Consider the following 13,087-nt stretch of genomic DNA (forward strand, 5'->3'; position numbering starts at 1 on the left):
AGTCGCATGAAAAGCAACACAAACAGAAATCTGAAAATCGGCTTCGGCTTGTCGATTCTCCTGCTAATCTTTAGTTCACTGATTGCCTACGTCTGCATCGATAGACTGCTGGAAAATTCGGCATTGGTACGTCAGACGAATCAGATAACTCATACGCTTGAACAGGTGGTGTCAAGTATCCAAGAGGCCGAAACTTCGGAACGCGGTTACCTTATTACAAACAATGTGCTGTATCTGGAGCCATATACAGCCGCTTGCCAACGGTCGCATCAATTGCTGGACGAGGTGATTCTACAAATCAAAGACAACCCCGTACAGTTAGAAGCCGGCCAGAAACTGAAAGAGACCTTAAGCCTTCGTATCGAACGCATGAATGCCATGATCGATGCAAAGGGGACTACCGGAATCGTCAACGAAAAAGAGATTGAGATGGGTCGTGCTTATATGGAAGATATCCGCACACTATCCAACCAGATGATCACCGAAGCCACCAGCCAAGTGCAAGTGCAAACAGAAATACGCGACCGGTTTGCGCGATATACACCTGGTGTCATCGTACTGGCGGCACTGCTGGCCATCTTGATTGCCGTGGTATTCTACATACGGATTGTACAGGATATGGCCGAACGCAGTGCGCTGCACAACGCCCTGGAAGAGCAAGACCTCCAAACGAAGCAACGACTTTCCATTATACGGGAAATCGCTTCTCAGATCTCGGCGGGTGACTACACCGTACGGATAAACGACGACGAGAAGGATACACTGGGGAGTTTAGCAGGTTCCCTTAACCGAATGGCGGAATCGCTCGCCCTATCTTTCGAGCGCCTCGCAAACAATGAATGGCTGCAAAGCGGTGTAGCGGATCTGAATGAGAAAATGGTGGGTGAGAAACAAGTAGAAACCATTTGTCAGGATATCATTACCTTTCTGGCTGAATATACCGGCAGCCAAACAGGAGCCATATACCTGTTAAACGATAACCATCTCACCTTACAAAGCGGGTATGCGCTACAGACTGACAAAGCTATGAGCATCCCTCTCGGACAAGGGATTGTCGGCCAATCTGTACGGGATAAAAAGGCTATCGTGCTCACGGATATCGAAGAACACTCAGTCATCATTTCCTATGCTACAGGCAGCATCAAACCAGCCGGCGTAATTGCCTTTCCGATTTTCCACGAGCGCGAGGCAATCGGCGCAATCGAATTAGCAGCTTTACAACCGTTTTCCCAGCAGTCGCTTGCCTTTTTTACGATGGCAGCATCAAACATTGGTACGGCCATCTATGGCGCTCAAAGTCGCAAAAAATTACAGGAGCTCCTGGAAGAGACACAATCTCAAGCTGAAGAGTTGCAAGCTCAGCACGACGAATTGGAAAGCCTCAATGTTGAGCTCGAAGCGCATGCCCAAAAACTTCAGGCATCCGAAGAAGAACTCAAAGTACAGCAGGAGGAGCTCCAGCAAAACAACCTCGATCTGGAGGAACGAAACCGGATGATCCGGGAACGCAATGCCGAAATTCTCGCAAAAGCCAAAGAATTGGAAGTAAGCTCGCAGTACAAGACCGAGTTTATGGCCAATATGTCGCATGAATTGCGAACCCCACTGAACTCCATCCTATTGCTTTCGCGTTACCTTGCCGAAAACAGCGAACAGAACCTCTCCGAAGATCAAATGGAATCCGCCCGCGTAATCTACAACTCGGGCAATGGTTTGCTACAGCTCATCGACGAACTGCTTGACCTTTCAAAAATTGAAGCGGGTAAAATGGACGTCGATTACGTTCCCGTGCCTGTGGCAGACGTGCTTAACAACATGGAAAGCACGTTTATGCCCGTAGCTCAAGACAAGAAACTCGAGCTGCAAATTACGCACACCTTACCGGATGGGTTCCTCATAGATACCGACAGAATGAAGATAGAACAGATTCTGAAAAATCTGCTCTCCAATGGCTTGAAATTTACATCTAAAGGCCACGTTCGTCTATCCGTTGGAAAAAGTGATCAAGATCCGGCACTGTTAGCGTTTGCTGTTGAGGATACTGGACCCGGCATTCCTTCGGAAAAACTCGCGCTGATATTCGAAGCCTTCACGCAGGGAGATGGCTCCACCAAGCGTAAATACGGCGGTACCGGCTTGGGGCTTTCAATAAGCCGGCAACTGGCCCGTCTTCTGGGTGGCGAAATTTACGTGACCAGTAAACCGGGTCAGGGCAGCACATTTACGTTCACTGTACCGATTGCGAAACCCCATTCCCAAGAACCAGACGCAGCAGAGCTGCCCGTACCTTCTCCCTCGCCTTACCTGGTACCCGTGGTGCCGGAACCCATCCCCGACGACCGGGATACGGTGACCCCGGAAGACAAGGTGATCCTTATCGTTGAAGACGACACTGCCTTTGCGCGCGAACTGCTGCGGTTTACTCACAGTCAACATTATAAGGGAGTGGTTGCGGTACGGGGAGACGAAGCTATGGATTTAGCCGTCCGGTACAATCCCCGGGCCATTTTATTGGACATTAAGCTGCCGATTAAAGACGGGTGGCAGGTGATGGATGAACTGAAATCCAACCCTGAAACCCGGCACATACCGGTACACGTCATGTCATCGCTGGAAGCAAAAAAAGAAAGCCGCGCACACGGTGCCGCCGATTTTTTCAGTAAGCCGCTTGCCATCAAGCATATGCGCGAAATGTTTAAAAAACTGGAAACCATCTGGGCCGAGGGCTCCAAAAAAGTACTTATCGTTGAAGAAAATGCCAAACATGCTGAAGCCTTGGCGTATTTCCTGCAATCGTTCCAGATTTCTTCCAGCGTAAAAAATTCCATCGATGAAAGTGTGGCGAGTTTGTTGGGCAACGAAGCGGAGTGCGTAATTTTGGATATGGGCATACCTACCAAAAATCCCTATGATCTACTCGAAACGGTGAAACAAAATCCCGGGCTTGAGGAAGTACCCATCATTGTATTTACCGGCCGTAGCCCCTCTCCCGCCGAAGAAATGCGCATCAAGCAATATGCGGACTCTATCGTCGTAAAAACCGCTTATTCGTATCAGCGGATTATCGATGAAGTAGCTATCTTCCTCCACTTAGTGGAAACGCAGCAGGATGATATCTCAAAAACGGGCAAATTGCAGCTTTCTGCCCAAGATGTATTGCAGGGCAAAACCGCATTAATTGCCGACGACGATATCCGTAACATCTTCTCACTGACCAAAACGTTGGAAAAACTAGGAATGCAGGTGATATCGGCTACCGACGGACAGGAAGCGCTGGAAAAATTGGAGGAACATCCTGAAACCAACATCGTAATTATGGACATGATGATGCCGCATTTGGATGGTTATGAAAGCACCACTAAAATCCGGAACCATAGTCGCTTCAGCCGTCTCCCCATCATCGCCGTGACAGCGAAAGCCATGATGGGCGATCGCGAAAAATGCATTGCTGCCGGCGCATCTGACTACATTTCTAAACCGGTAGACATCGACCAACTGATTTCGTTGCTGCGCGTATGGCTATATGATGAACATGCATAGCATGTAAACTATGCGACCAGCGCTTGCAACGCTTCATTTACCCGGTCGAATCCATAGGCAGCCACGACCCGGTTAAATGCTTGCCTAATTTCGGCATTGCAGAGATTTCCGATGCTCCCTTCGTGCGTATGGTTTACTTCTTTTCGCGGTTTAAATGTACCGGCTTCGATGGCCAAGCCGATGTTGCGATATGCCTCCCGGAATGGGACGCCACTGAGCACTTCATCATTGACAACCTCAACACTGAATAGGTAATCGTACTTGGGATCATCCAGAATTCCTTCTTTAATACGAATATTTTCAAGCATAAAGGCTGTAATTTCCAAACATTCGTTCAACGAACCGAATGCAGGAAACAGGTTTTCTTTCAGAAGTTGCAAATCCCGGTGATATCCCGACGGCAAATTGGTGGTCATCAAAGCGATTTCATTGGGCAATGCCTGGATTTTGTTGCACCGCGAACGTACCAATTCAAAAACGTCCGGGTTTTTTTTATGGGGCATGATACTGGAACCGGTCGTGAGGTGATCCGGAAATGTAATAAAACCGAAATTCTGATTCATGTATAAGCAAACGTCCATCGACAACTTGGCAAGGGTAGCTGCTAGGGCACTCATACCCTGCGCAAGTATGCGTTCGGTCTTTCCGCGGCCCATCTGCGCATATACCACATTATAGTTAAGACTGTCGAAACCAAGCAAATCCGTAGTCATTTGACGGTTAAGCGGAAACGAAGATCCATATCCCGCCGCGGAACCCAATGGGTTTTTGTTGCACACCTTCCATGCTGCCTGCAAAAGCTCCAAGTCATCAACCAAACTTTCTGCATAGGCGCCAAACCATAGACCAAACGACGAAGGCATCGCAATCTGCAAATGTGTGTAACCCGGCAGCAGGACGTGCTTATATTGCTCGCTCAATGTGATCAATCGCTCGAACAACACCTCCGTATTCTTGACCAACGTTTCAATTTCTGTACGAAAAAAAAGTTTGAGGTCTACCAACACCTGGTCATTGCGGGAACGGCCGCTATGGATTTTCTTTCCCGCTTCGCCAACGCGCTTGGTCAATAGTAGTTCGACCTGCGAATGCACGTCTTCCACACCTTCCTCAATGGTAAATTCACCCGCCATAACTTCACGATACAGTTGCTTAAGTTCTTTCTGAACCGCATCCAAATCGTCGCCACTCAATAGGCCAATGCTGTGTAACATACGGGTGTGAGCCAGTGAACCCACAATGTCTGCCGCTGCCAACTGCAGATCGAGCACTCGATCGTTGCCTACGGTAAAAGATTCCACCAAATGATTTACGTCGGTATTCTTCTGCCAAATTTTCATATTCCGCAAGTTTCTTTTGCTTTTTGCGCTACGTTTTTTCGATTCAAAAATACAAATAGCTTACGGATTTTGGCCGCTTACCAGATATTTTAAGTGAAAACGTCCTTTTGTCTCTTTTTTTGTTGCTAAAAGGATTAAAGCAAAAACAAGGGTGAGTGTTTACTCACTTATTTTTAAAAAAACTTTTGCAGTAATCATTTATATTCCTACGTTTGTAACCACGACAGGGGAAAATGGTTTGATTCAAACACTTTCAGCTTAGTTTGACAAGTAAGTGAATCATGAATTACTCGATATTGTAAACATAAATTGATGATAGACCACTATGTCTTAAAACTGGAAAAACACTCGCTAACCAGTTATAAACCTATTTGTTTATTTTTTTTGCAAAAAGCGGCAGCAAGCATGGGAAACTTGATGCCGCTTTTGCCTTATAGCCGTGGGGTATTCGCTTTTTGAGTAGCCAATCGGCGCCTGACCTTACTTAGAAATTCGGGTGTCATCCCCAGGTAAGCCGCAATATAATGTTGTGGCACACGCAGCGCAAGTTTGGGATATTGCTTTAAAAACTCGACATACCTTTCTTCGGCAGTTTTAGCAATGGTCCGGATGAGGCGGTGCTCCAAAGCCGATAGATGGCGTTGGATCATCAGCCGGAAAACGCGCTCAAACTGCGGCACACGGCGCAGCAATTCTTCCTTACGGGAGGGATTGAGCGTGAGCAATTCGCTGTCTTCCATGGCCTCGATATACAACAGGCTGGGTTTGCGTTCGTGGAAACTACCAATATCACTTACCCACCAATCTTCGATAGAAAATTGCAGGATAACCTCACTGCCATTTTCGTCAATATAGTAGCTGCGGAGGCAACCCTTAACGATATAAGCCTCAAAATCACACACCTCACCTTCCCGCAGCAGTAATTGCTTTTTTTTGACGGTCCTTGGCTTAAGCAGATCATTGAACACAGCAATATCCTCGGACGAAAAACGGCCGCACCGATTTACGTAGTCATTAATCGCAGTAAAATTACCCATAAAACAATCGCTTGTTAGGAATTCGCATATCTCATCAAACTTACTGTTTTTTTCACCTCATTTCCAAACACCCGGATACGATTTCTTGTCATAGATTAATGCGGGGGGATAACAGGCAGGCTACCTTTGTATCAAATTATTAGGAGGAAAACTCATGGAAAACAAGATTTTAGGGATACATCACATTACAGCCATTGCAGGCGATGCCCGGCGGAACTATGATTTTTACACCCGCGTTCTCGGTCTTCGAATGGTCAAAAAGACCGTAAACTTTGATGATCCGGAAACGTATCACTTCTATTTCGGCGACGAAGTTGGAACGCCGGGAACCATCCTTACTTTCTTTCCCTGGGGCAACCGCGTAAGACAGGGGCGACGTGGCACCCAGCAGGTCACAGAAATAGGGTATGCCGTACCCGAAGGGAGCTTGGATTTCTGGAAGAAACGACTTGAGGAAAACAATGCGATCATTAATAATGTGGCCTCCAAATTTGGCGAACAATACCTTACTTTTTTGGATCCAGATGGACTCAAGCTGGAACTTACTGTACCGAGTGAAGCCGACATGCGCACGCCCTGGGAAACTGACGAAGTGAAGGCCGAACACGCCACCCGTGGGTTTCACCACGTGACCCTTACCACCCTTGAGAAAGACGCCACAGCTCGTATCCTCACCGATATTTTTGGATACCGGCTGTTACAGCAAGACGTTAATCGCTTCCGCTTCGTCACCGACGCGGTGAAACAAGCTGCCTTCGTCGATTTGGTGGAAGCGCCGGGAGAGTCCGTGGGTTTCGTCGGCGGTGGATCTGTGCATCACGTCGCCTTCCGGGTAAAAGACGAAGCCACGCTCATGCAATTCCGTGAGAAAGTGGTGGCACAGGGACTTAACATTACCGAAAAAATAGACCGGAACTATTTTTATTCCTTGTATTTCCGCGAACCGGGCGGCGTGTTATTTGAGATAGCTACGGACAATCCGGGTTTTGCAACGGATGAGACTGTAGCTGAATTGGGAAGCGGCTTGAAACTGCCTTCACAATATGAAGGGTACCGCAACCGTCTTGAGCAAGTTTTACCTCAATTGAATTAGTTATCATGTACACACACGACAAACACATTATACAAGCAGGCAAATTGGCTGCACACGCCAAAAAAGCAGTGGTGTTGCTCCACGGAAGGGGCAGCACCGCACAAGGTATACTTTCCCTCCAGCGCCATCTGCAGCTGGAGGACGCCTTGCTGCTGGCACCCCAGGCAACCCATAATTCATGGTACCCCTATAGTTTCCTTGCGCCTATGGCAGACAATCAACCCGCCCTGGATTCGGCACTGGCATTGGTGGATGAGGTTGTCGCCGAGACCATTAAACTGGGTATTCAGTCGGCGAACCTTTATTTTTTGGGATTTTCCCAAGGTGCATGCCTTACGCTGGAATACGTAACCCGGCATGCGAAGCGCTATGGCGGAATCGTTGCCTTCACCGGCGGACTTATTGGCGAATCATTGATCAAATCGAATTATCAGGGCGATTTCGCGGGCACACCCATTCTTATTACATCGGGCGACGAGGATCCGCATGTGCCTTTACACCGGATTGAGGAAAGTGTGGCTATCTTGCGAAATCTGGGCGCAGCCGTCACCGCGGAAATCTATCCCGGAAAGCCGCATAGCATCAGTGCCGACGAAACGCTGTTAGCAAACGAACTAATATTCGCCTGATCGTCAATCTATCAGGAAAAAATGCTTCTCCTGTACATCACGAGAGTTGGTTCCTATGAAGACGATAAATTCCCCGGCTTCCGCGGCATACTCCAGATCGGCATTGTAAAATTTGAGGTCTTCTTCGGTGAGGTCAAAGACTACCCGTTGTGACTGCCCGGGTGCCAGCTGGATTTTCTGAAACCCTTTGAGCTCCTTGACAGGGCGAGTTACCGATCCGACCAAATCGCGGATGTATAGCTGCACCACCTCTTCACCCGCATAGCTGCCGGTATTGCTTACCTCCACGCTTACCTGTAAGTTGCCCTTCCGTTGAAGCGTATCGGTACTCAGCACCGGCTCATCATACGTAAACGTGGTATAGCTAAGCCCATATCCAAAAGGATAGAGCGGATCATTGCTTACATCGAGGTAGTTAGAACGGAATTTCTGGAACCACTGACCCTCCCCCAATGGTCGGCCGGTATTCTTATGGCTATAGTAGAGTGGTAGCTGGCCGACGTGTTGTGGAAATGTGGCCGGCAGCTTTCCGGATGGGTTCACGTCTCCGAAGAGCACATCGGCCACGGCTTTGCCAGTTTCTGTACCCCCAAACCACACATTCAGGATCGCCGGTACGTGCTCGTTTTCCCACGTGAGCGTGAGCGGCCGGCCGGTAAACAATACCAACACCACGGGTTTGCCGGTTTTCAACAACTCGGCGAGCAACCGCTGCTGCACTGCCGGGATACCAATATCTGTACGACTGGAACTTTCGCCGCTCATCTCCGAGCTTTCGCCCAATGCAGCAACTACAACATCGGCCTGCCTAGCTACTTCCAGCGCCTCGGCAATCAGCTCGGCTTCGGGACGATCGTCACGTGGGATGGTCCGGCCAAATAGGGTAGCCCGCTCTTGATATGACGAATCCGCTAGCAGGTTAGAACCTGGGTGGTAGATGATTTTCATGGTATCGCCCAACACCTCCCGCATCCCTTCCAGCAGCGACGGCGTGTTTTCCAAGTCGGCACTCACACTCCACGTACCCGGCATGTTACTGCCCGTGTTGGCCAGCGGGCCGATTAACGCCATCGTACCTTGCTTCTTCAAGGGCAGCAGCTGCTCATCATTTTTCAGCAGTACAAATGACTTGCCTGCTGCTTCGCGTGCCTTGGCCAAGTGAGTTGGATTCAGGATGGCTTTTGCCGCGCGATTTTCGTCGCAGTAGCGAAACGGGTCGTCAAACAAGCCTAACTTGTATTTTGCCTCTAACACCAAGCGGCAAGCGCGATCGATATCGGCCTCACTTACTTTACCCGCTTCGACTGATTTTTTCAATGTAGTAAGAAACCCTTCTCCTACCATATCCATCTCCACACCAGCTTTCAACGACCGCGCAGACACCTCCTGTAAGTTGCCCAGACCGTGGTCGATCAATTCATTGACGGCGGTATAGTCGGTCACGACAAAGCCGTCAAACCCCCATTGGTGACGCAGCACGTCCGTCATGAGCCATTTGTTGGCTGTGGCAGGCACGCCGTTAATATCGTTGAAGGAAGTCATCACGCTACCGGCGCCCGCATCGATAGCCGCTTTATAGGGCGGCAAATATTCGTTGTACATGCGGTGGAGGCTCATGTCGGTGGTATTGTAATCACGCCCAGCCTCCGCTGCACCATACAGTGCAAAGTGTTTCACACAGGCCATCAGGGTGTTGTCGGCGGAAAGGTCGTCGCCCTGGTAACCATGCACCATGGCCTCGGCGATACGCGAACCTAAATACGTATCTTCACCGCTACCTTCGGAGATGCGCCCCCACCGGGCATCACGCGAGATGTCTACCATGGGAGAAAATGTCCAATTCAGCCCATCGGCGGACGCTTCTATAGCGGCAATGCGCGCGGTTTCTTCGATAAGCGTCGTATCCCAAGAGGCGGCAAGCCCCAATGGAATGGGAAAAATCGTCTTATACCCATGGATGACATCCATGCCGAAAATGATAGGAATCTTTAACCGTGAGTGGTTCACCGCCAACTCCTGTGCCGCACGGATGCGCGGTACGGTCGTCATACTGAATATCCCGCCTATTTTACCGGCCTTGATTTTGGCCTCCACATCCGTACTTACAACCGCACCTGTAGTCGCATCACCTCCCGTAACCAAGTTCAGTTGACCGATCTTTTCTTCGAGTGTCATCCGCCCCATTAGATCAGTGATGAAGATATCCATTTTACTTTTATCTGTTGTGGCCTGCTGAGCATAACCCGATAACTTGATGGCCAGAAGACCGGCGATGATTACTGTGTATTTCATCTTTATCTTATTCAATCCGTATCACTTTTGTACGCTCGGACACCCCATTTTCATTGACGGCTTCAATGCTGAAATAGTAGGGCTTCTGGCTATCCATCGCTTTATAATAATATTCGTTGGCACCATGTACCATGATGCAGTTATACAACTTATCAGGTGCCAGGCCTGTATAGATGTTATAGGCATATGCATTATCCACCGGACTCCATTTTAGCCAGGCACTGCGCTTATCCTTTTCCGTCCGCAGAATGATGAAATCGTTGACGGAAGCCGGCTTGCTTCCTTGTCCTTTGCCAAAGATCCGCAGACCACTGATGGCAAATTTGCCCGTCGGCATGTGGATATTTTCCAGTTTAATGTACCGGGCTTTCACGGGATTCTCCAGTTCAATGTAGTCGTGGGGAACATCCCTGCGGTTCTGACTTTTATCCTTAAGGACATTCCACTTGCGTCCGTCTTCGGAATAAGACAGCATATACCGGTGATAAATCCCTTCCATCTTCCCGAGAAAAGCGCTGTCGGCATCCTGATCGGCATAATTAATCTGCACGGCACGAACCGTACTTACCTCGCCCAAATCACTCTGTATCCATTCGCCCCTATCGCCTGTGACGGCACTCCAATAGGTCTTCATGCTTTCATCTACCGCATGGTTGGCCGGGTAAGCCGCGCCCAGCGTAGATGACACCTGCACAGGCTTATTATAGTTGAGCAGCATCCAGCCCGTGAACCGACTTTCGCGGTGGTCAGTGGGGCCATTCGGCAAGTAGTGCGGGTAATCTCCAAATGCGGTATTGCAATACATTACGTCGTCTTCATCAAACCCGGCGGGCCACATGCCCAACCGCCTTTCGAAATTATTTTTCACGCCCAGGACAACGGTAGCGACATGCCAATAATTGCCGTCGTTATCCTGGAAGGTCGCGCCATGGCCAGCTCCACGCGCAAATCCTCCAGGCTTGTAGCTGAGGGGGTCCGACTGCGTGGTAAACGGGCCCAAGGGGCTGTCGCCCACAGCCACTCCATCGGCGTAGCCGCTGAATTCGGTACCCGGAGCCGCATATTGCAGGTAGTACTTACCATTGTGCTTGGTCATATGCGCCCCTTCGATAAAAGGATCGAGGAACGTGTTATCCACGTACTCGCCGAATCGTTGCCAGCCGTAACGCCAGTCCTCTAGAAAATACATTTCCTTGCGGGTGCCGATGGGTGCAAAGGTCTGCCGGTTGAGTTCGATGCCATATAGCGGATAGCGGTTGCTGCTACCATTGTACATATAGAAGCGACCGTTGTCATCCGTGAAAAAATCAGGGTCCCAACCACCTATTGAAAAGGAATCTATCAAGGGCTGCCACTGGTTTTCCTTGGGGTTCGTACTCATCCACAGCGTAAACTTATCGGTGTAGGTGGAGCCGAATACCAGCAGGGTATCACCAACGATACCTACCGCCGGAGCACACAGCTCATCGTACACATCGCCATTCCATGGGCGTAGGAATTTTTTGGACACAAAATTCCAGTTGGAGAGGTCGCTACTCCACCAATAGCCCCATTGGTTGGTGCTGAACAGGTAATAATCACCTTTATAATTGACAATAACCGGATCGGCCGTAGCTCGGTGCCGACCCCATTCTGAAAAATTGGGAATGGGCGTATAACCGTAATCGATGTTGATCGGATTACAATAGGTGCGGGGTGTTTGGGCATCGCTCGTTCCGCTGCATAGTACCCACGCAACAACGATCAACCAACTATTTTTCCAACGATATTTCATCATCAAATCTTCGGACTTCTAAAGCCCAGTTTCCTCAATCCATCCTTGATCTCCGGTGCGCCCATAAATAGTTCCCAAAGCAATCCGGTTCGATGGTTCTCAATCATCACAGGTATCGGGCCCTGGTCAATAGCCAAGTAGCGTCGCGGAAACCAGTTATCGGTCTCGCTGTATGCATCGTAAAACCCATATTTACCCCAAACTTTATCGCCCAGTTGCTCATACAGATAACGCATCACGTCCATGCTGTATTCGGGTGTATAAGGGAATGACGACAAGGCAGCCGTGGGCGAAATTACACCCAAGTCATTATCGGGATTGTGCGCAGAATACCCCTTGATTGAATAGCTCGCCGTAAATCCCCATGCTTGCTTACCGTATCCTTTAAACCCTTTTGGATTTTCAATGGCATAATCGCGATGGATGAGTGCCTGATTGCGGTTTAACTCCCAATAGCCTGCATATTCATCTTTTAACCCCCGCGGATCCAGACCAAGATAGGAATAGTGGGACCAAAACAACGGTCCCACCCCATTGCTATCCGGCACATTGTGTTTGAGGATGATGGGATGCCCATACCGCTCGGCAGCCGACCTGATGGCACCGCCGCGCGCCCACCCTTCGTGATACACTTCGGGAGGGACACCGTACGTCGGCGACGAAGCAGCCAGCACGTAGGTAATGAGGCATTCATCATAGCCCCTAATGGGATGATTGGCGGCCCAGCCCGCCGTAGGGCTCCAGTGCCAATAAAGCACGTTTTGCCCATCTTGACGGTACCAGTCCCACTCAATGGTTTTCCAGAGGGCATCGGCGCGTGCAGCCAATTGCTTTTCATGTTTATCGCCCTGCTGGAAGTATTCCCTCACACAAATCAACGCTTGCGCCATAAAGGCGGTTTCTACGAGGTCTCCGCCGTTGTCATTTTTACTGAATGGCTTGGCCCGTCCCGTAGGCCCATCCAACCAATGCGGCCATGCGCCGTGGAAACGGTCGGCTTTTTCAAGGTAATCGATCACCTGCTCGAACCGCTCGACACCGGCTTGCCGTGTGATGAAATTGCGCTCCATGCCTACCAATAAAGCCATCAGGCCGAACCCACTACCTCCGATGGTAACCACGTTTTCATCGTTCTGTGGATATTCTCCATCGATATGGATGCGCTCACGGGCGAGGCCCGATACGGGTTCTGCGCCTTCCCAAAAATATTGAAAGGTTTGGCGCTGTATCCGCGTGAGCAACGAGTCGTCGGAAAGGGTCGAATCGCTGCGTTTTGTTGAATCGCTGTCGGCTGCATGGTTTCTCGATGGACCGTTACAGCCTACAAGACCTATTGCGGTTATTAATACGATATATTCTATTAACTTGTTCATAAATCAATC

The 13,087-nt window shown here is 49.5% G+C and carries 8 protein-coding genes; 3 read left to right on the top strand and 5 right to left on the bottom strand.

Annotated features, from left to right (window positions below; genetic code table 11):
* Nucleotides 1–6: 6 nt before the first annotated feature.
* Nucleotides 7–3,540, top strand: coding sequence for a hybrid sensor histidine kinase/response regulator (locus BMZ56_RS22565; protein ID WP_090631296.1), 3,534 nt, complete (start codon nt 7–9; stop codon nt 3,538–3,540).
* 8 nt (nt 3,541–3,548) lie between these two features.
* On the opposite strand, the gene argH is transcribed toward BMZ56_RS22565, so the two are convergent.
* Both argH and BMZ56_RS22575 read right to left on the bottom strand, forming a co-directional pair.
* The gene (gene argH / locus BMZ56_RS22570; protein WP_090631299.1) at nt 3,549–4,880 is read right to left on the bottom strand and encodes an argininosuccinate lyase; all 1,332 of its coding nucleotides are present in this window, start codon (nt 4,878–4,880) and stop codon (nt 3,549–3,551) included.
* Between the two features lie 431 nt (nt 4,881–5,311).
* Nucleotides 5,312–5,917 carry a Crp/Fnr family transcriptional regulator gene (locus BMZ56_RS22575; protein ID WP_090631302.1) on the bottom strand — a complete coding sequence of 202 codons (606 nt, stop codon included), beginning with the start codon at nt 5,915–5,917 and terminating at the stop codon, nt 5,312–5,314.
* A 154-nt stretch (nt 5,918–6,071) separates the two neighbouring features.
* Here BMZ56_RS22575 and BMZ56_RS22580 point away from each other — a divergent pair, with 154 nt between their 5' ends.
* Both BMZ56_RS22580 and BMZ56_RS22585 read left to right on the top strand, forming a co-directional pair.
* Nucleotides 6,072–7,010, top strand: a complete 939-nt coding sequence (locus BMZ56_RS22580; RefSeq protein ID WP_090631304.1) for a ring-cleaving dioxygenase — start codon at nt 6,072–6,074, stop codon at nt 7,008–7,010.
* 5 nt (nt 7,011–7,015) lie between these two features.
* Nucleotides 7,016–7,639, top strand: a complete 624-nt coding sequence (locus tag BMZ56_RS22585) for an alpha/beta hydrolase (RefSeq protein ID WP_090631307.1) — start codon at nt 7,016–7,018, stop codon at nt 7,637–7,639.
* 3 nt (nt 7,640–7,642) lie between these two features.
* Here the strand turns inward: BMZ56_RS22585 and bglX are convergent, their stop codons facing one another.
* From bglX to BMZ56_RS22600, 3 genes are read right to left on the bottom strand one after another with little or no spacing between them, the layout of a single operon-like run.
* Complete coding sequence (bglX, locus tag BMZ56_RS22590; protein WP_090631310.1) at nt 7,643–9,931, bottom strand: beta-glucosidase BglX; 2,289 nt, start codon at nt 9,929–9,931, stop codon at nt 7,643–7,645.
* 7 nt (nt 9,932–9,938) lie between these two features.
* Nucleotides 9,939–11,708 (bottom strand): family 43 glycosylhydrolase, encoded by a 1,770-nt coding sequence (locus BMZ56_RS22595; protein ID WP_245893357.1) that lies wholly within the window; start codon nt 11,706–11,708, stop codon nt 9,939–9,941.
* The gene (locus tag BMZ56_RS22600; RefSeq protein ID WP_090631315.1) at nt 11,708–13,078 is read right to left on the bottom strand and encodes a glucoamylase family protein; all 1,371 of its coding nucleotides are present in this window, start codon (nt 13,076–13,078) and stop codon (nt 11,708–11,710) included. The genes BMZ56_RS22595 and BMZ56_RS22600 overlap by 1 nt, the downstream gene beginning before the upstream one ends.
* Between the last annotated feature and the right edge of the window lie 9 nt (nt 13,079–13,087).

Origin of the sequence: Parapedobacter indicus (assembly GCF_900113765.1) — a bacterium.
GTDB classification, from domain to species: Bacteria; Bacteroidota; Bacteroidia; order Sphingobacteriales; family Sphingobacteriaceae; genus Parapedobacter; species Parapedobacter indicus.